The following is a 20,301-nucleotide window of genomic DNA, read 5'->3' as shown; positions in this document are numbered from 1 at the left end:
AATGTCTGACGTCACCACCGTAAACTGCCCCACCTGTGGCAAAACCGTTGTCTGGGGCGAAGTGAGTCCATTTCGCCCATTCTGCTGCAAGCGCTGCCAGCTCATTGACCTGGGCGAATGGGCGGCGGAAGAGAAACGTATTCCGAGCGAAGGCGACCTCTCGGATAGCGATGACTGGAGCGAAAGCCAGCAGTAACGTTCAAAGCCTGCTGGCGCGTCGTCCGGCAGGCCTGCTATTGTGCCGCTAAGCGGCGGATCACAGGCTCATTGGCTGGCGGGAATTTGTCGGCATCGCTGGCCTGAAGTTCCACCCAGTTACCCGGCTGTCCCTCTTTTCCCCAGGGGTCACCTTCCCAGCTTTCCACCAGCCAGAACCACAGCGTGATGTGCCTGTCGGGAAACTGGTACTCCAGCTTATCAAACAGCGTGGCGCCAAGCGGGGTAATCCCCACCTCTTCCTGCAGCTCACGCACCAGCGCCTCTTCCGGCGTTTCTCCTGATTCGATTTTCCCGCCAGGAAACTCCCACTTGTTCGCCATATGGGCGTCAGCAGCGCGCTGGGTGATGAAGATTTGGTTTTGCGGGTTGCGAATAATCCCGACGGCAATTTGCAGTATTTTCATAGTGTCACTTCCATAAAAAAGGCGCAGATGTCTGCGCCTTTTCATTTTTTTATGAACTTAGTTCAGACGGCCGTGGCAGGCCTTGTATTTTTTACCGGAACCACATGGGCACGGATCGTTACGACCCACTTTACGATCGCCGGTCTGCGCGGCGATCGCCGCTGCGGCTTCGCTTTCGTCAGTCTGGTGGCTCAGCTGCTGCATCTGCGCCAGACGCTCAGCTTCTTCACGACGCTGCTGCTCCATCGCTTCCACTTCTTCCGGCATGCGCACCTGAACCTTGCTCAGGGTGCTGATCACTTCGTACTTCAGTGACTCCAGCATAGACGCAAACATGGAGAAGGATTCACGCTTGTACTCCTGCTTCGGATCTTTCTGCGCATAGCCGCGCAGGTGGATCCCCTGACGCAGGTAGTCCATCGCCGCCAGGTGCTCTTTCCACAGGGAGTCCAGGGTCTGCAGCATCACGCCTTTTTCGAAGTGACGCATCATCTCAGCGCCAACCACTTCTTCCTTACGCTTGTAAACTTCCAGCGCGGTTTCAAAGATACGTTCGCGCAGGGTCTCTTCATGCAGCTCAGGCTCTTTGTCCAGCCACTCTTTGATTGGCAGATCGAGATCGAAGTCGTTTTTCAGGCGTTCCTGCAGGCCTTCAACATCCCACATCTCTTCCAGAGACTGCGGTGGAATATGCGCGTCGATGGTGGCTTTGAATACATCTTCGCGGATGCTGTTGATGGTTTCGCTCACGTCGGACACGTCCAGCAGTTCGTTACGCTGGGTGTAGATCGCACGACGCTGATCGTTGGCAACGTCATCATATTCCAGCAGCTGCTTACGAATATCGAAGTTGCGGCTTTCCACTTTACGCTGGGCGTTAGCGATCGCTTTAGTCACCCACGGGTGCTCGATGGCTTCGCCTGGCTTCATGCCCAGCTTACGCATCATGCCGGACACGCGGTCGGAGGCGAAAATACGCATCAGCGCATCTTCCATAGACAGATAGAAGCGGGAAGAACCGGCATCACCCTGACGGCCCGCACGGCCGCGCAGCTGGTTGTCGATACGACGAGATTCGTGACGCTCGGTACCAATGATGTGCAGACCACCGGATGCCAGCACCGCGTCGTGACGCACCTGCCAGTCGGCTTTGATCTGCGCGATCTGCTCTGGCGTTGGGTTTTCCAGCTCTGCGACTTCAGCCTGCCAGCTACCGCCGAGCATAATATCGGTACCACGACCCGCCATGTTGGTGGCGATGGTCACGGCAGCCGGATAGCCCGCCTGAGCAACGATATCCGCTTCTTTGGCGTGGAACTTGGCGTTCAGAACGTTGTGCTTGATGCCCGCTTTGGTCAGCTCATTGGAAACCACTTCGGATTTCTCGATGGAGATGGTCCCCACCAGCACCGGCTGGCCATTGGCAGTACGGTCGCGAATATCTTCGATGATCGCCTGAATTTTTTCCGCTTCGGTCATGTACACCAGGTCCGGCATATCCTTACGGATCATCGGACGGTTGGTTGGCACAACCACGGTATCCAGCTTGTAGATGGAGCTGAATTCAAACGCTTCGGTATCTGCGGTACCGGTCATCCCCGCCAGCTTCTCGTACAGACGGAAGTAGTTCTGGAAGGTGATAGAGGCCAGCGTCTGGTTTTCGTTCTGGATATCCACGCCTTCTTTCGCTTCAACGGCCTGGTGCAGACCGTCAGACCAGCGACGCCCCTGCATGGTACGGCCGGTGTGCTCATCGACGATGATGACTTCACCGTCTTTCACGATGTAGTCAACGTCGCGGGTGAACAGCGCGTGGGCGCGCAGCGCGGCGGTCACGTGGTGCATCAGCATAATGTTGCTCGGAGAGTACAGAGACTCGCCCTCTTCCATAATGCCTTCAGCCACCAGCAGCTCTTCGATTTTCACCAGACCGCGTTCGGTCAGGTTCACCTGGCGCGCCTTCTCGTCAACGGAGAAGTGGCCTTCACCCTGGAAGGTATCGGAGTCTTCTTTCTCCTGGCGCAGCAGGTGTGGAATGATTTTGTCGACTTTACGGTACATCTCAGAGCTGTCTTCGGCCGGGCCGGAGATGATCAGCGGGGTACGCGCTTCATCGATCAGAATGGAGTCAACCTCATCCACCAGCGCATAGTGCAGCTTACGCTGGACGCGCTCTTCCGGGCTGAACGCCATGTTGTCGCGCAGGTAGTCGAAGCCGTATTCGTTGTTGGTGCCGTAGGTGATGTCAGCGTTGTAGGCTTCGCGCTTGGCGGGTGCCGGCAGGCCAGACATGTTGATGCCGACGGTCATGCCGAGGAACTCGAACAGCGGACGGTTGTTTTCGGCATCACGCTGGGCCAGATAATCGTTGACGGTAACGACGTGAACGCCCTTACCGGTCAGTGCATTCAGGTAAGCCGGCAGCGTTGCGGTCAGGGTTTTACCTTCACCGGTACGCATTTCCGCGATGCAGCGCTCGTTAAGCACCATACCACCCAGCAGCTGAACGTCGAAGTGACGCATGCCGAACACACGTTTACTCGCTTCACGCACAACGGCGAAAGCTTCCGGGATCAGGCTCTCTAAGGTTTCGCCTTTTTCCAGGCGCGCGCGGAATTCCGCGGTTTTCGCTTTGAGCTCGTCATCAGAGAGCTTCTCCATTGCCGGTTCCATACCGTTGATGACGTTTACAGCTTTGCGCATACGGCGCAGGGTACGATCGTTACGACTACCAAAAACTTTGGTTAATAATTTGATTAGCATAATAAATTCTCAAACGCCCCAGACGGGCAGATAAATTAAGGTATTGAAAAAAGTTAATTTAGCTGAGGCGTTGAGGCCCGGCACGGATGCCGTGAACCTGGCTAATCCAAGTCGAAACGGAGAATGATACAGGGGGAACAAACCAGGTTTGCGCCGTCTGACTCACGGTCACAGGCGGCTGGTTGTCCTGCGTCAAGAGCGCATTAAGCGTATCGAGCAGGGCAAGATGCTGAGCCTGAACCGGCAGCGTCTCTTCAGCAACAGGCATCGTCTGCGGCGCCATCGCGAACGACAGATGACGGATAACCGTGCGAATGGCGTGCTGCTGCCAGTAATCAACGGAGAAATTAGGACGACGGCTGGCTTCAAGCCACGCGAGATTAGTAAAGTTAACCCGCGTCGAGAGATCGTGTTTAGTTGTCGTGGAACGTGCCGGCGTCGCCGCTTCCGCACTGTTGCTGAGCACAGGCAAGCCGAGACTCGCCGCGACCATCCCTAATAAGAGATGCGGCCAGAAGTAACGTCTGCCAAATTGTCGCCAGCGCGTCAGTATTCCGCTCACTTGCTCCACCACATTCGCCCGCCAGTGCAGGCTGAGTTCAATTATTCTTTTTTAGCGCCCAGATATTACCACTAAAGCCAATACGCAGCAGCAGGAATGACACCTTGCAGCAGGTAAAAACGGTCAATAATGCAGCGAACACACCGTTATTCGGCACCCGACAGAGATCAGGGAGTAGAGGGACAAATCAAAGAAAGGCAGAAATAAAAACGACTGGCTTCCCTGGTCGGAGAGAGTACCAGGTGAACCAGTCGCTTTTCTTACGAAACGGCGTTAACCGTTACGCCAGGACCATAGTCGGTGCTTTGAACGCCAGCGGCAGTTCAGCTTCGTCTTCGAAGGTCACATATTCCCAGGCTTCCTGTTTTGCCAGGACGGCCTGCAACAGTTTGTTGTTCAGTGCATGACCGGATTTAAACGCGGTAAATGCACCAATGATGTTGTGACCACACATGAAGAGGTCGCCGATCGCGTCCAGCATTTTGTGACGAACGAATTCATCTTCAAAACGCAGGCCGTCTTCGTTCAGTACGCGATAATCGTCAACAACGATGGCACAATCGAAGCTGCCGCCCAGGCACAGGCCGCGGGACTGCAGATATTCGATATCACGCATGAAGCCAAACGTACGTGCGCGGCTGATCTGGCGCATAAACGCATCAGCAGAGAAGTTCATCGCATAGCGTTGGGTGCTGGCATCAATCGCCGGATGGTTAAAGTCGATGGTAAAGTCCAACGAGAAACCATTGTACGGTTTGAATTCAGCCCACTTGTCGCCATCTTCGACGCGAACGGTCTCTTTAATGCGAACAAATTTCTTCGCACAGTTCAGTTCTTCGATGCCGGCATCCAGCAACAGATAAACGAACGGCGCAGCACTACCATCCATAATCGGGATTTCTGGCGCATCGACTTCAACAATAATGTTGTCGATACCCAGACCCGCCAGGGCGGCGTTCAGGTGCTCTACGGTAGAAATCCGCACGTCATGCTCATTCACCAGACAAGTACAGAGCATTGTATCACGCACAGATTTGGCATCGGCCGGAAAATCTACCGGTGGATTCAAGTCGGTGCGACGATAGATGACCCCGGTATTGGCCGGCGCAGGGCGTAACGTCAGCGTGACTTTCTTGCCGGTATGTAAACCGACACCCGTCGCCTGAACGATACGTTTAAGTGTCCTTTGTTTGATCATCGTATAATCTCGCCAAATTAACTATCCAACCGAGAGTGTATATCACTAACGGTGGGCCAGTTTAGCACAAAGAGCGCAAATCCCCAAATTCCAGCCAATTCTTAGTCAGCTTGCTTACGCAGGAACGCCGGGATGTCCAGATAATCTGGCTCTTTTGCCGTTTGCGGCGTTGGGTCGTTCACCACTTTCGCGGCCGGTTTTTGCTCCTGAGTCAGAGGAGACATACCGTGCTGCTGGTAACGATCCATTACCGGTTGCTGAGTCTGCTTGTTGGTCACGAGGGTGATCTCAGGACGCTTGTCCATACCGATACCGGTCGCAACAACGGTAACACGCAGCTCGTCGTTCATTTCCGGGTCAAGGGAAGTACCGATTACCACGGTCGCGTTGTCAGAGGCGAACGCACGGATGGTGTTACCCACGGTTTCGAACTCATCCAGACGCAGGTCAAAGCCAGCGGTAATGTTGACCAGCACGCCGCGCGCACCAGACAGATCGATATCTTCCAGCAGCGGAGAAGAGATAGCCATTTCAGCCGCTTCTTCCGCACGGTCTTCACCGCTCGCCACGCCAGAGCCCATCATCGCGTAGCCCATTTCGGACATCACGGTGCGAACGTCTGCAAAGTCAACGTTCATCAGGCCAGGACGGGTAATCAGTTCTGCGATACCCTGAACCGCGCCTTTCAGCACGTCGTTTGCTGCGCCGAAGGCGTCCAGCAGGGAGATACCGCGACCCAGAACTTTCAGCAGCTTGTCGTTCGGGATGGTGATCAGCGAGTCCACATGCTTGGACAGCTCGGTGATACCCTGCTCCGCGAAGGCCATACGCTTTTTGCCTTCGAAGTTGAAAGGCTTAGTCACGACAGCAACGGTCAGGATACCTAAATCTTTAGCCACTTCAGCGACGACAGGTGCTGCACCGGTACCGGTACCGCCGCCCATGCCTGCTGCGATGAAGACCATGTCCGCACCTTCGAGTGCAGCACGCAGGGCTTCACGATCTTCTTCAGCCGCGTTGCGACCGACTTCCGGGTTGGCCCCAGCGCCCAGCCCTTTGGTGATGCCACCGCCGATCTGGATAGTCTGGCCAACTGCCGTCTTACGCAGTGCCTGCGCATCGGTGTTAACTGCAAAGAACTCAACACCTTCAATGCGTTCACGCACCATATGCTCTACGGCGTTACCGCCGCCGCCACCGACGCCGATGACTTTAATCACCGCGTCGTTGGTCAGTTCCATAGGTTCAAACATAATTTCTCTCTCCGTTGTGCCTGTCGCCCGAGACCGCTAATTCTCTCCGGTCTCTTTAAAAAATTAAAACTCTTTTCGCAGCCAGTTGTTCAGTCGTTTGACCCACGACCCCACTGAAACGCGTTTTTCCACTTCTGCTTCACCACTGAGATGAGATTCCTTCCCGTAGTGGAGCAGGCCCACTGCCGTTGAATAATACGGCTCCTGAGCATAATCCGTTAAACCGGTAATATTCAGCGGCGCACCAATACGCACCTGCGTATGGAACACGCGCTGAGCGCAGGCCGCAAGACCTTCAATTTGCGCTGCACCGCCGGTTAATACAATCCCCGCCGCAAGATGATGCTTAACACCCTGCTGACGAAGCTGTTCCTGAAGCTGTAAAATCTCTTCGTTGACCAGGTTGAGCAGCTCGGTATAGCGCGGCTCAATTACCTCTGCCAACGTCTGGCGCTGCAGGCTACGCGGCGGACGACCGCCCACGCTCGGCACTTCAACGCTCTCATCTTTACCAACGATAGACCCCAGCGCACAGCCGTGGCGTACTTTAATCGCTTCTGCATCGCTCGGTGGCGTACCAAAAGCGTAAGCAATATCGCTGGTCACAACGTTCCCTGCGTACGGGATCACTTTGGTGTGGCGCAGCGCACCGCCGGTATACACGGCCATGTCCATTGTACCACCACCGATATCGACCACACAGACACCCAGTTCACGTTCGTCTTCGGTCAGCACGGAATAACTTGCCGCCAGACCGGCGAAAATAAGTTGGTCAACTTTCAGGCCACAACGTTCAACGGCTTTTACAATGTTCTTCGCCATATCGTTGTGACATGTGATCAGGTGCACTTTTGCCTGCATACGCACGCCAGACAGACCAACCGGGTTCTTGATCCCTTCCTGGTAGTCAATCGCATATTCCTGCGGGATCACGTGCAGCACGCGATGCTCATCGCGAACGCGCACGGACTTAGCCGTATGCACAACGTTTTCAACGTCTTCCTGCGTCACTTCTTCTTCAGAAATCGGCACCATACCGATTTCGTTCTGGCAGCTGATGTGCTTACCAGAAAGGGCCAGATAGACAGAAGAGATCTGGCAATCCGCCATTAATTCAGCCTGATCGATGGCGCGCTGTACGCATTTCACCACCGACTCAAGGTCGTTTACCCCACCTTTATCCATACCACGGGACGGGCAACTGCCCACGCCAATGATATTGACCATACCGTCGGGCAGAACTTCCCCTACTAAAGCGGCAACCTTCGCGGTGCCAATCTCCAGTCCAACTACCAGTTTTCTGTCCGTCGCCTTGATCATTGTTGTTCTGCCTGTACCTGTGCCTGATTCTGTTGCTGATTAGGTTCCTCGACCGGAGCCGGCTCCCAACCGACTGCTGCGCCTGAGTCATAGCGCAAATCAACGTAGCTTATCCGTTTGCCGTCCGCCTGCGCCTGCTGCTGTAAAACCGGGTAAAGTTCTACAAAACGCGCAAGACGTTTCATTGTGTCGCCGCGTCCCAGGTTGAGCTTAATGCCGTTCGTCAACGTCAGCTGCCAGGAGCGGCGCGCCGTCATTGCAGCATCTTTTAACGTAAACCTGTCCTTCGCCAGCACCTGCCCCATTTCACGAAAACCCTGCAATACTTCGTTTTCGCTGCCTTCAGGGCCATACAACATCGGTAAATTTTGCTTGTTGACACGATCGCTCGGGACGCTGAAGGAATTTCCGTCTACGTCAACCATGTGCTGATCATTCCAACGCGCAATGGGCACATATTCAACCAGATGAATCTTCAATTCATCAGGCCATTGTTTTCTGACACTCGCCTGTTTTATCCATGGCAGACGTTCAATCTGGCTCTGGATAATATTGACGTCCTGCGTCATAAAGGTGCCGGGCGATCCCAGCGCCAGAATAGACTGGCGAATATCATCGTTACGCGTGTAGTGACGCTCGCCGGTCACCACCAGCTTTGACAGCGGCAACCGCTGTGCATCTTCCATCCAGCCCAGCACCATCCAGCCGCTGATAAACACGGTGCACAGCACCCCGAGCAGGAAAATTATCCCTGCAAGACGCGTTCCATTACTCCGGCGTGAAGAAGTGTATTCTTCTTCGTCATCGCGGTTGCGCGTGTTCAATGCAGCCTGAGACATATCAGCCCGCCTGGTCCAGAATACGTACGACTAACTGCGAGAAGCTCATTCCCGCCTGACGCGCCGCCATCGGCACAAGGCTGTGGCTGGTCATTCCCGGTGAGGTATTGGCTTCCAGCAGATAAAACTGCCCGTCATTGTCCTGCATCACATCAATGCGTCCCCAGCCGCTGCAGCCCAAAACATTCCAGGCTTTAAGCACCAGGGACTGTAATTCGGCTTCACGCTCTGCTTCAAGACCACAAGGGCAGAAATATTGCGTCTCATCAGAGAGATACTTCGCCTCATAATCATAGAAGACTCCGGCGGGTTGGATGCGAATTGACGGTAAAATTTCTTCGCCAAGCATCGCGACGGTAAATTCCGGCCCGCTGAGCCATTTTTCAATCAGAACTTCTTCATCATGTTGAAATGCCAGTGCTAAAGCAGATGTTAAATCTTCAGCTTTATCGACCTTTGACATCCCGACGCTCGACCCTTCCCGGCTCGGCTTTACAATAACCGGTAAGCCCAGTGCCGCAATGCGTGTATTAACGCTGTCCGACAGGCCCAATTCAAATTCGCCGCGCGTCAGCGCCACCCACGGCGCAACGGGTACACCCGCTCCCTGCCAGAGTAACTTACTGCGCAGTTTATCCATAGAGATGGCGGATGCCATCACGCCGCTGCCGGTGTAAGGCAGGCCGATCAGCTCCAGAAGCCCCTGCAGGGTTCCGTCTTCACCGCCACGACCATGTAACGCGATAAAGACTTTATCGAAGCCCATCGCTTTTAATTGCGTCACGTCGACCTCTTTTGGATCGACCAGATGCGCGTTTACGCCGCCTTCCCGCAGGCCCGCCAGCACGGCAGCGCCGGAATTCAGAGAAACCTCGCGTTCAGCGGAAGTGCCGCCAGAGAGGACTGCAATCTTATCAGCCATGATGCTCATCCTCCTGGGTTTGCGGCTTCAGTTTGATTTCAGCTAAGGTACGGGCGATTTTGCCGATATTTCCCGCACCCTGAATCAGGATCAGATCGTTACCGGTCAGGACAGGTGCCAGAATTTCCGCTACCTGTGCCGGGTCTGAAACCAGAATAGGGTCAACTTTACCGCGCCCGCGGATGGTACGACACAGGGAACGGCTGTCTGCGCCCGGAATTGGCGTTTCGCCGGCGGCGTAAACATCCAGCATCAGCAGGGTATCCACCTGTGACAGCACGCTGGCGAAATCGTCATACAGATCGCGGGTACGCGTGAAGCGGTGCGGCTGGAAGATCATCACCAGATTCTTCTCCGGCCAGCCCGCGCGTGCGGCTTTGATGGTCGCGTCCACTTCGGTCGGATGGTGACCGTAGTCGTCCACCAGCATCGCGGTACCTGGCTTACCGTTCACCGCATCCAGCGGGAACTCGCCGAGGAAGTCGAAGCGACGCCCCGTGCCCTGGAAGCTTTCCAGCGCGCGCAGAATAGCCTCATCATCAATGCCTTCTTCCGTCGCAACAGCCACTGCTGCTGCGGCATTGAGCGCGTTATGGCGTCCTGGCGCATTCAGCGTGACGTGTAGCAGCTCTTTGTCCTGACGCGCCAGAGTGAAATGCCCCTGCGCACCAATCTGTTTGTACTCTTCCACACGGACGTCAGCGTCTTCGCTGAAGCCGTAGGTGGTGATTTGACGCCCGACGCGCGGCAGCAGCTCGCGGATCACCGGATCGTCCACGCACATCACCGCGCGTCCGTAGAACGGCAGGTTGTGCAGGAAGTTAATGAAGGTCTGCTTTAAGTTCTCGAAGTCGCCCTGGTAAGTATCCATATGGTCGGCTTCGATGTTGGTGACAATCGCCACCATCGGCTGCAGGTGCAGGAACGACGCGTCGCTCTCATCCGCTTCCGCAATCAGATAACGGCTGTGGCCCAGACGCGCATGCACGCCTGCGGCTTTCACCAGACCGCCGTTAACGAACGTCGGGTCGAGACCCGCTTCCGCATAAATGCTGGAAACCATCGCCGTGGTCGTGGTTTTACCGTGGGTGCCGGCAATCGCGATGCCGTGGCGGAAACGCATCAGTTCCGCCAGCATTTCTGCGCGGCGGATCACCGGAATGCGCGCTTCGTGCGCGGCAACAATTTCCGGATTGTCAGAGGAGATGGCGCTTGAGACCACCACCACGCTCGCATCGCGCACGTTTTCCGGGCGATGGTTGAAATAGATAGTCGCCCCAAGCGACGCCAGCTGCTGCGTGACAGGGTTTGGCGCCAGGTCAGACCCGCTGATCTGATAGCCTTCGTTAGCTAACACTTCGGCAATACCGCCCATGCCAGCACCACCGATGCCAACAAAGTGAATGTGCCGGACGCGACGCATCTCGGGCACGATTGAACGCAGTTTTGCCAGTTGTTGTGTATTCATTCTCTAAACGCCATCGACTACTTAAAATTCGTGCAGCGCAACGCGCGCTGCGAGGGTTAAGCCCGGGTTGCCAGACTCACTTCTTTTGCCACCCGTTCTGTCGCATCCGGGATAGCGGCAGCGCGCGCGCGCTGTGCCATCTCCAGCAGTGCGTCTCTGTTCCAGCCCGCCAGGGTGGTGGCGACCGCATCAGCGGTAAATTGTGGCTGCTCAAAAATTTTCGCCGCGCCGGCTTTCTCAAGCGGCAGCGCATTCCAGTACTGCTGTCGGTCTTTGTGCTGGAACGGCACGAACAGCGCGGGCAAGCCGGCGGCGGCGATTTCGCTCACCGTCAGCGCGCCAGAGCGGCAGACCACGACATCGGCCCAGGCATAGGCTGCGGCCATATCGTCAATAAATTCCGTCACTTTATGCTGCGGCTGGCCTTCATCTGCGTAAGCCTGCTCAACGGTCTGCTGAGCGCCTTTACCGCTTTGGTGCCAGATAGTCACGGCATCACCCAGCTTTGCCGCCACCTGCGGCATTGTCTGGTTCAGGATGCGCGCCCCCTGAGAACCGCCAACGACCAAAACACGAACCGGGCCTTCGCGTCCCGCCAGGCGGGCATCCGGCAGCGGCAGCGCCAGCACGTCGACGCGCACCGGGTTACCCACCACGTCCGCTTTCGGAAACGCGCCGGGAAACGCCTGCATCACTTTGGTGGCGATTTTCGCCAGCCACTTGTTGGTCAGACCGGCAATACCGTTTTGCTCATGCAGCACAACGGGAATGCCTAACGACCACGCGGCCAGCCCGCCGGGACCAGAAACATAGCCGCCCATGCCCAGCACCACATCGGGCTTAAAGCGCTTCATAATGGTGCGCGCCTGACGCCAGGCGTTAAAAATACGCACCGGCGCCAGCAGCATGGCCTTGAGGCCTTTGCCCCGCAGGCCGGAAATACGAATAAAGTCGATCTCAATACCGTGCTTTGGCACCAGGTCGGCTTCCATGCGGTCTGCGGTTCCCAGCCAGCGTACCTGCCAGCCCTGCTCCATTAAATGGTGCGCAACCGCCAGCCCCGGGAACACGTGTCCACCGGTACCGCCTGCCATCACCATTAACCGCTTCGGTTGATTCATCGTGAACCTCGTGTAAACGCCTGGGCTTTCTCCAGACGCGTCTCATAATCTATGCGTAACAAAAACATAATGGCCGTCGACATGATCAACAGGCTCGAACCACCATAGCTGATTAGCGGCAACGTCAGACCTTTGGTCGGCAGCATACCCGCTGCGGCCCCGACGTTAACCAGTGCCTGGAAGCTAAACCAGATACCAATTGAGCAAGCTAAGAAGCCTGAGAAGCGGTGATCGATCTCCAGCGCTTTTCGGCCAATCGACATGGCGCGGAAAGCGACGAAGAATACCATTAATAGCGCCAATACCACACCGATATAACCCAGTTCTTCCCCAATAATGGAGAAGATGAAGTCGGTGTGTGCTTCCGGTAAATACTCCAGTTTCTGTACCGAGTTACCCAGGCCTTGCCCCCAGACTTCACCGCGGCCAAACGCCATCAGCGACTGCGTCAGCTGATAACCGCTGCCGAAAGGATCTTCCCACGGGTTCCAGAACGAGGTCACGCGGCGGATACGGTAAGGCTCAGCGAGGATCAGCAGCACCACTGCTGATATCCCCATTCCGATAATGGCGATGAACTGCCACAGCTTGGCTCCTGCCAGGAACAGCATCGCCAGCGTCGTGACAAACAGTACGACAACGGTACCGAGGTCAGGCTGCGCCAGCAGCAGGATCGCCAGCACCAGAATCACGCCCATCGGCTTTAAGAAGCCGCGAAGGTTGTTACGCACCTCATCGACTTTTCGCACCAGGTAGTTCGCCAGATAGCAGAACAGTGAAAGCTTGGTAAATTCCGCCGGCTGAATACGCAGCGGGCCGAAGGCGATCCAGCGCGATGCCCCGTTAACGGAGCTCCCGACAACCAGTACAATAAGAAGCATGATAATGGAGGCGATCAGCATCGCGGTACTGTGCCGCTGCCAGAACGCCATCGGCAGACGAAGCGTCACCATTGCCAGGCAAAACGCCAGAATGATGTACAGCCCGTCACGCTTGGCGAAAAGGAAGGGATCGTTAGCCAGACGCTGTCCGACAGGCATGGAGGCCGAGGTCACCATGATAAAGCCGATCGCCGCCAGCCCCAGCGTCAGCCAGAACAGGGTGCGGTCGTACATAATCAGGCTATCGGAATCTTTATCCCGTGAAGCCATCACCCAGCCTTTCAGCGCCGCAAACAGCCACACCAGAATTCCAAATCCTGGCAGGCGCGGCATTTTCAGGCGAGGGAGAGATAAACGCATCAGCCTAACTCCTTCGCAAGGCGGGTAAAGACATCGCCACGCTGTTCGAAATTCTTAAACTGATCGAGGCTGGCGCACGCCGGGGAGAGCAGAACCATGTCGCCAGGCTTCACGCGCGGGGCAATCAGGCGCATCGCCTGTTCCATCGTTTCAGTTTGCTCGGCAATTTCCGGGCGTAGCTCAGCCAGCTCGCTGCCGTCACGACCGAAGCAGTACAGGCGGATGTTATCGCCGGTGAGGTATTGCTTCAGGGAGGAGAAATCAGCGGATTTGCCGTCACCACCCAACAGCAGATGCAGAGTACCGTCAACGTGCAGGCCGTTCAGCGCGGCCTCCGTGCTACCCACGTTGGTCGCTTTGGAGTCATTAATCCAGCGCACGCCGTTATGCTCCAGCGCCAGCTGGAAACGGTGCGCCAGGCCGGAAAACGTGGTCAACGCTTTCAGGCTGGAAGAGCGCGGCAGCCCTACGGCATCTGCCAGGGCCAGCGCCGCCAGGGCGTTGGTGTAGTTGTGCTGGCCGGAAAGCTTCATCTCCTTCACGTTCAGCACTTTTTCACCTTTTACGCGCAGCCAGGTTTCGCCCAGCTGACGGTTCAGATGATAATCACCCATGGTGATACCAAAGCTGATGCAGCGCTCGTCCGCGCCGCGCACCGGCATGGTCAGCGCGTCGTCGGCGTTAACCACGCAGACTTTGGCGTTTTCGTAAACGCGCAGCTTGGCCGCGCGGTACTGCTGCAGACCAAATGGATACCGGTCCATATGATCTTCAGTCACGTTGAGGATCGTTGCCGCCGCCGCATGCAGACTGGAGGTGGTTTCAAGCTGGAAGCTGGAAAGTTCCAGAACGTACAGCTCGCAGCCTTTGTCCAGCAGCATCAGCGCGGGCAGACCGATATTGCCGCCTACCCCTACGTTCATGCCTGCGGCTTTCGCCATTTCACCCACCAGGGTGGTGACGGTACTTTTGCCGTTAGAACCGGTGATCGCGATAACCGGCGCCTGCGCTTCGCGGCAGAACAGCTCGATATCGCCGACAATCTCAACGCCCGCATCCGCAGCGGCGCTCAGTGAAGGGTGCGCCAGCGCCATTCCCGGGCTGGCGACAATCAGATCGGCTGCCAGCAGCCAGTCATCATTCAGACCACCAAGGTGGCGTTCAACCTGTTCCGGCAGCTTGTCCAGACCCGGCGGAGAGACACGCGTATCCATCACGCGCGGCGTCACGCCGCGCGCAAGGAAAAAGTCCACGCAGGAGAGGCCAGTGAGGCCTAACCCGATGATAACGACTTTTTTGCCCTGGTAATCTGCCATGATTAACGTACCTTCAGCGTTGCCAGGCCAATCAGCACCAGCATCAGCGAAATAATCCAGAAGCGCACAATCACGCGCGGCTCCGGCCAGCCTTTCAGTTCATAGTGGTGGTGGATCGGCGCCATACGGAAGATGCGCTGACCGCGCAGTTTGAAGGAGCCGACCTGCAAAATCACCGACAGGGTTTCAACCACAAACACGCCGCCCATGATCACCAGCAGGAACTCCTGACGCAGCAGCACGGCGATAATGCCCAGAGCGCCGCCCAGCGCCAGAGAACCGACGTCGCCCATAAAGACCTGCGCCGGATAGGTATTGAACCACAGGAAGCCCAGCCCCGCGCCGACTATCGCCGTACAGACGATCACCAGCTCACCCGCGTGACGCAGATAAGGGATGTGCAGATAGTTCGCAAAGTTCATGTTTCCGGTCGCCCACGCCACCAGCGCAAAGCCAGCCGCCACGAAGACGGTCGGCATAATCGCCAGACCATCCAGGCCATCGGTCAGGTTAACGGCGTTACCGGTGCCAACAATCACAAAGTAGGCCAGCAGGATGTAGAACAGCCCCAACTGCGGCATCACGTCTTTAAAGAACGGCACCACCAGCTCGGTAGCAGGGGTGTCTTTCCCTGCCAGATACAGCGCAAAGGCCACGCCCAGCGCAATTACTGACATCCAGAAATACTTCCAGCGGGCAATCAGGCCCTTCGTGTCTTTGCGTACGACTTTGCGGTAATCATCCACAAACCCGATAATGCCGTAGCCCACCAGTACGGTCAGCACGCACCAGACGTACGGGTTAGAGGGATAGGCCCACAGCAGCACGGAAACGACGATTGCGGTCAGGATCATGATCCCGCCCATCGTTGGCGTACCGCGCTTGCTGAAGTGCGACTCCGGACCGTCGTTACGTACGACCTGGCCGAAAGAGAGCTTTTGCAGACGGGCAATCATGCGCGGGCCCATCCACAACGAGATGAACAGCGCAGTCAGCAGGCTGACGATGGCGCGAAACGTCAGATAAGAAAAGACGTTAAAGCCTGAATAATATTTGACCAAATGTTCGGCCAGCCAAACTAACATGTCCCGTTCTCCTGTAATGCGTGCACAACCTCTTCCATGGCGGCACTACGTGAACCTTTCACTAACACTGTCACAATTTGTTTTTCTGAAATTAATGCCTTAAGGCGCTCAATCAACGCGGCTTTGTCGGCAAAATGTTCGCCAACGCCGCTGGCACGGCTAATCGCCTGGCTCAGCTTTCCTGCGCTCAGCACGCAGTCCAGCCCCGCGGCTTTCGCCGCTTCACCCACCTGGGTATGGCAGGCTTCGCTTTCATCGCCCAGCTCCGCCATGTCGCCGACCACCATGACGCGGTAGCCCGGCATTTCAGATAGCACCTGCACCGCCGCCGTCATTGAGCCGACGTTCGCGTTGTAGGAGTCATCCAGCAGCAGTTTGTTTTCTGCAAGCGGGATCGGGTACAGGCGTCCCGGCACGGCTTTTAAATTCGCCAGCCCGGTTTTAATCGCCTCATGCGACGCACCTACCGCCGTCGACAAGGCCGCTGCCGCAAGCGCATTGGCGATGTTATGGCGTCCCGGCAGCGGTAACAGCACGTCTACGTCACCCGTTGGGGTAGCGAGCGTGAATTCCGTACCGTGCGACGTCACATGGATATTGGTCGCGGTAAAGTCGCTGTTGGCCGCGTTCGGCGAAAAGCGCCAGGTTTTACGCGAGCCAATGATGCTCTGCCAGTTCAGCCAGTCGTTGTTGTCGGCATTGAGAATGGCAATGCCGTCAGCGGGCAGACCGGTGTAGATTTCGCCTTTCGCTTTCGCCACGCCTTCCAGCGAGCCAAAGCCTTCCAGGTGCGCAGCCGCGAGGTTATTCACCAGCGCCGCTTCCGGGCGAGTCAGGCTCACGGTCCAGGCGATTTCGCCCTGGTGGTTTGCCCCTAACTCGATCACCGCAAATTCATGCTCTTTGGTCAGGCGAAGTAATGTCATCGGCACGCCAATGTCATTATTGAGGTTGCCTGCGGTATAAAGCGTATTACCGCACTGGCTGAGGATGGCCGCCGTCATCTCTTTCACTGACGTTTTGCCCGAAGACCCGGTCAGCGCGACAACGCGAGCAGGCACCTGCTGACGAACCCAGGCGGCCAGTTCACCGAACGCGAGACGCGTATCGTTCACCACAATCTGCGGCAGATCGACATCGATCCTGCGGCTGACCAGCAGCGCGCCAGCGCCGTTTTCTTTGGCCTGTCCGGCAAAATCATGGGCGTCGAAACGCTCGCCTTTCAGCGCCACAAACAGACAGCCTGCGGTCACTTTCCGCGTGTCGGTCGTGACGGCATCAATGGTCAGATCCGGGCCCAGCAGTTCGCCATGGAGGACTGACGCTGCCTGGCTTAAGGTGATGCTAATCATGCGACGACTCCCAGCAGACGCGCTGCCGTTACGCGGTCGGAGTAATCCAGACGACGATTGCCAACAATCTGATAATCTTCATGGCCCTTACCGGCCAGCAGAACCACGTCGTTTTCTTTTGCCTGCATGATGGTGTTCGTCACGGCTTCCGCGCGGCCTTCCACCACGCGGGCGCGACCGGCGTCCAGCATACCCGCCAGAATGTCGTTGATGATGGCGCGCGGCTCTTCAGTACGCGGGTTGTCATCGGTCACAACCGGAATGTCCGCGAACTGCTCCGCAATGGCACCCATCAGTGGACGTTTGCCTTTGTCGCGATCGCCGCCGCAGCCGAAGACGCACCAGAGCTTACCGGTGCAGTGCAGACGTGCCGCTTCCAGCGCTTTTTCCAGCGCATCCGGCGTGTGGGCATAATCGACAACCACGGTCGGTTTGCCCGGCGCGCTAAACACTTCCATACGGCCGCAAACCGGCTGCAGACGCGCTGACGTTTTCAGCAGTTCGTCCATCGGGTACCCCAACGCCAGCAGCGTGGCCAGCGCCAGCAGCAGGTTGCTGACGTTAAACGCCCCCATCAGGCGGCTTTCAATTTCTCCTTCACCCCAGGAAGAGGCAAAGCGGATCGTCGCGCCACTGTCGTGATAGTTAACGTCAACGGCCTTCAGCCAGCGGCCGTGGCAGTTCGGATTGATATGGTCTTCCATCGACACCGCTACCGCGTCTGGCAGCTTCGCAAGCCAGCGGCGGCCCACTTCGTCGTCGGCATTGATGATGGCCTGGCCGTAATGGTGAGTAGAGAACAGCAGCCATTTCGCGGCTTCGTAATGTTCCATATCACCATGATAATCAAGGTGATCGCGGCTCAGGTTGGTGAACACTGAAGCAGCAAACTTCAGGGCCGCGACGCGGTGCTGTACCAGACCGTGCGAAGAAACTTCCATCGCGGCAAAGGTCGCCCCCTGCCCTGCCAGACCGGCAAGCACGTGCTGTACGTCAACCGCCGAGCCGGTGGTGTTTTCCGTCGGGCTCACTTTGCCCAGCAGGCCGTTACCCACGGTACCCATCACCGCGCCGGTTTCACCCAGCAGCTGGGCCCACTGCGCCATCAGCTGCGTGGTGGTGGTTTTTCCGTTCGTGCCCGTCACGCCAACCAGACGCAGCTGGTCGGAAGGTTCGTGATAAAAACGTCCTGCCAGTGCAGAGAGACGCTCATTCAACTGGCTGAGGTAGATAACCGGCACCCCGTGCATTTCACGGATCTCGCCGTCGGTTGCCTCGTCTTTAGCCTCAGCAATAATGGCAGCAACACCTTGCGCAATCGCCTGCGGGATATAACGACGCCCGTCCGCCTGATGACCAACCACCGCCACAAAAAGATCGCCAGAAGCAGCCACGCGGCTGTCCAGTACCATCTCTCGCAGTGCTCGCTCCGGTGCATTTGGCACCCACGGAGCGAGAAGGTCGCGCAAATTACGATCTGCCACCTGTACCCTCGCCTTGATTAATTACAAATTCACTTTTTTCGCCCGTCGCCAGCGCATCCGGTTCAACGTTCATGGTGCGTAACACGCCGCCCATGATGGCCCCGAACACGGGCGCGGAGACGGCGCCGCCGTAGTATTTACCCGCCTGTGGATCGTTAATGACGACCACCAGCGCAAAACGCGGATTGCTTGCAGGCGCAACGCCTGCGGTATAGGCAATGTATTTGTTGATGTAGCGACCGTCTGGCCCCACCTTTTTCGCCGTACCGGTTTTAATGGCGATGCGATAGCCTTTGATGGCCGCCTTCACGCCGCCGCCGCCCGGCAGCGCCACGCTTTCCATCATGTGCACAACGGTACGAACGATGGATTCCGGGAAGATACGCTCGCCCGGAACCGGTGGATCAACTTTGGTGATGGACAGCGGGCGATAGACGCCGTAGCTGCCAATCGTTGCGTAGACTCGCGCTAACTGTAACGGGGTTACCATTAGCCCGTAGCCGAAAGAGAAGGTGGCCCTCTCTATGTCAGACCACCGTTGTTTTTGAGGATATAAGCCACTGCGTTCTCCGACCAACCCCAAATTGGTCGCCTTTCCAAGTCCAAAACGTGAGTAAGTCTCTACTAACGCTGAGGACGGCATCGCTAACGCCAGCTTTGAAACACCGACGTTACTCGACTTCTGTAGCACCCCGGTCAGGGTCAATTCGCTGTAGCGCGCCACGTCTTTAATCTCGTGGCCGTTAATACGGTAAGGGATCGTGTTCAGGACCGTGTTTTCATTGACGATACCGCGCTGAAGCGCCGTCATCACCACCATCGGTTTCACCGTGGAGCCCGGTTCGAACACGTCGGTAATCGCCCGGTTACGCATCGCATCTTTTGCGGTGCCGGTAAAGTTGTTCGGGTTGTAGGACGGACTGTTGGCCATCGCCAGCACTTCGCCAGTGCTAACGTCCACCAGCACGGCGCTGCCGGATTCTGCCTTGTTAAACGCCACGGCGTTGTTCAGCTCGCGGTAGACCAGCGCCTGCAGGCGCTCGTCGATGCTCAGGGCCAGGTTGTGCGCCGCCTGGCTGTCCGTAGAGGAGATATCTTCGATGACGCGCCCGTAGCGGTCTTTACGTACGATACGCTCGCCAGGCTGGCCGGTGAGCCACTTATCGAAGCTTTTTTCAACGCCCTCAATCCCCTGGCTGTCGACGTTGGTGAAACCGATGAGGTGAGCGGTTACTTCGCCGGACGGATAGTAACGACGGGATTCTTCGCGCAGATGAATGCCCGGCAGCTTCAGTTTTCGAATATAGTCCGCCATGTCAGGGTTAACCTGGCGCGCCAGATAGATAAAACGCCCTTTCGGGTTCGCGTTGACGCGGGAGGCAAGCTGATCCAGCGGCATTTTTAGCGCATCTGACAGCGCTTTCCAGCGGTTATCAAGCGTGATGCCACCGGCGTCGTGCAGCTCTTTCGGGTCGGCCCAAATCGCTTTCACCGGCACGCTCACCGCCAGCGGGCGGCCTGAACGGTCGGTTATCATTCCGCGAGAAGTCGATACTTCCTGAACGCGAAGGGAGCGCATGTCTCCCTGGCGTACCAGCATGTCAGGGGCGATGATTTGCAACCACGCCACGCGTCCCAGCAGGAAACCCAGCGCCAGTAAAATGCAGCCGCAAAGCAACGCAAAACGCCAACTGATAAAGTTGGCCTGTTCTTCCTGACGTTTTGGTTTTAGCGTTTTTGCCGCTGCTTTCATG

At 56.8% G+C, this 20,301-nt stretch carries 17 protein-coding genes; 1 reads left to right on the top strand and 16 read right to left on the bottom strand.

Going from position 1 to position 20,301, the window contains the following annotated elements; translation table 11 throughout:
* Window position 1 precedes the first annotated feature (1 nt).
* Window positions 2-196, top strand: coding sequence for a DNA gyrase inhibitor YacG (yacG, locus tag UTO39_RS10585; protein WP_028015516.1), 195 nt, complete (start codon window positions 2-4; stop codon window positions 194-196).
* A gap of 37 nt (window positions 197-233) precedes the next feature.
* Here yacG and mutT read toward each other — a convergent pair whose 3' ends face one another.
* The 16 genes from mutT to UTO39_RS10505 form a co-directional block, all read right to left on the bottom strand.
* Complete coding sequence (gene mutT, locus UTO39_RS10580) at window positions 234-623, bottom strand: 8-oxo-dGTP diphosphatase MutT (protein WP_320727136.1); 390 nt, start codon at window positions 621-623, stop codon at window positions 234-236.
* Between the two features lie 57 nt (window positions 624-680).
* Entirely contained in the window at window positions 681-3,386 is a 2,706-nt protein-coding gene (gene secA / locus UTO39_RS10575) for a preprotein translocase subunit SecA (protein WP_320727135.1), read from the bottom strand.
* A 58-nt stretch (window positions 3,387-3,444) separates the two neighbouring features.
* Entirely contained in the window at window positions 3,445-3,948 is a 504-nt protein-coding gene (secM, locus tag UTO39_RS10570) for a secA translation cis-regulator SecM (protein ID WP_061099708.1), read from the bottom strand.
* Between the two features lie 280 nt (window positions 3,949-4,228).
* The gene (gene lpxC / locus UTO39_RS10565) at window positions 4,229-5,146 is read right to left on the bottom strand and encodes a UDP-3-O-acyl-N-acetylglucosamine deacetylase (RefSeq protein WP_061099229.1); all 918 of its coding nucleotides are present in this window, start codon (window positions 5,144-5,146) and stop codon (window positions 4,229-4,231) included.
* 101 nt (window positions 5,147-5,247) lie between these two features.
* Window positions 5,248-6,399 (bottom strand): cell division protein FtsZ, encoded by a 1,152-nt coding sequence (gene ftsZ / locus UTO39_RS10560; protein WP_008501978.1) that lies wholly within the window; start codon window positions 6,397-6,399, stop codon window positions 5,248-5,250.
* A gap of 63 nt (window positions 6,400-6,462) precedes the next feature.
* Complete coding sequence (gene ftsA, locus UTO39_RS10555) at window positions 6,463-7,719, bottom strand: cell division protein FtsA (RefSeq protein ID WP_006173845.1); 1,257 nt, start codon at window positions 7,717-7,719, stop codon at window positions 6,463-6,465.
* A complete protein-coding gene (ftsQ, locus tag UTO39_RS10550) occupies window positions 7,716-8,558 on the bottom strand; it encodes a cell division protein FtsQ (protein WP_045259458.1) in 843 nt (280 codons plus the stop codon). Before ftsQ ends, ftsA begins: the two co-directional genes overlap by 4 nt.
* 1 nt (window position 8,559) lies before the next feature.
* On the bottom strand, window positions 8,560-9,480 hold the full coding sequence (locus tag UTO39_RS10545; RefSeq protein ID WP_320727134.1) for a D-alanine--D-alanine ligase: 921 nt from the start codon (window positions 9,478-9,480) through the stop codon (window positions 8,560-8,562).
* A complete protein-coding gene (gene murC / locus UTO39_RS10540) occupies window positions 9,473-10,948 on the bottom strand; it encodes a UDP-N-acetylmuramate--L-alanine ligase (protein WP_028015510.1) in 1,476 nt (491 codons plus the stop codon). The genes UTO39_RS10545 and murC overlap by 8 nt, the downstream gene beginning before the upstream one ends.
* Before the next feature lie 56 nt (window positions 10,949-11,004).
* The gene (gene murG, locus UTO39_RS10535) at window positions 11,005-12,069 is read right to left on the bottom strand and encodes an undecaprenyldiphospho-muramoylpentapeptide beta-N-acetylglucosaminyltransferase (protein ID WP_061099231.1); all 1,065 of its coding nucleotides are present in this window, start codon (window positions 12,067-12,069) and stop codon (window positions 11,005-11,007) included.
* Entirely contained in the window at window positions 12,066-13,310 is a 1,245-nt protein-coding gene (ftsW, locus tag UTO39_RS10530; RefSeq protein ID WP_061099232.1) for a cell division protein FtsW, read from the bottom strand. Before ftsW ends, murG begins: the two co-directional genes overlap by 4 nt.
* Window positions 13,310-14,626, bottom strand: a complete 1,317-nt coding sequence (gene murD / locus UTO39_RS10525; protein WP_320727133.1) for a UDP-N-acetylmuramoyl-L-alanine--D-glutamate ligase — start codon at window positions 14,624-14,626, stop codon at window positions 13,310-13,312. Before murD ends, ftsW begins: the two co-directional genes overlap by 1 nt.
* A gap of 2 nt (window positions 14,627-14,628) precedes the next feature.
* Complete coding sequence (mraY, locus tag UTO39_RS10520; RefSeq protein WP_008501985.1) at window positions 14,629-15,711, bottom strand: phospho-N-acetylmuramoyl-pentapeptide-transferase; 1,083 nt, start codon at window positions 15,709-15,711, stop codon at window positions 14,629-14,631.
* Window positions 15,705-17,063 (bottom strand): UDP-N-acetylmuramoyl-tripeptide--D-alanyl-D-alanine ligase, encoded by a 1,359-nt coding sequence (gene murF / locus UTO39_RS10515; RefSeq protein WP_320727132.1) that lies wholly within the window; start codon window positions 17,061-17,063, stop codon window positions 15,705-15,707. Before murF ends, mraY begins: the two co-directional genes overlap by 7 nt.
* Window positions 17,060-18,547, bottom strand: coding sequence for a UDP-N-acetylmuramoyl-L-alanyl-D-glutamate--2,6-diaminopimelate ligase (murE, locus tag UTO39_RS10510; protein ID WP_061099235.1), 1,488 nt, complete (start codon window positions 18,545-18,547; stop codon window positions 17,060-17,062). The genes murF and murE overlap by 4 nt, the downstream gene beginning before the upstream one ends.
* A complete protein-coding gene (locus UTO39_RS10505; protein ID WP_028015504.1) occupies window positions 18,534-20,300 on the bottom strand; it encodes a peptidoglycan glycosyltransferase FtsI in 1,767 nt (588 codons plus the stop codon). The genes murE and UTO39_RS10505 overlap by 14 nt, the downstream gene beginning before the upstream one ends.
* Window position 20,301 lies beyond the last annotated feature (1 nt).

Origin of the sequence: Enterobacter sp. 118C5 (assembly GCF_034107645.1) — a bacterium.
Taxonomy (GTDB): domain Bacteria; phylum Pseudomonadota; class Gammaproteobacteria; order Enterobacterales; family Enterobacteriaceae; genus Enterobacter; species Enterobacter nematophilus.
Note: the sequence above shows the minus strand (reverse complement) of the source record. Positions and strands in the feature narration are given on the sequence as shown.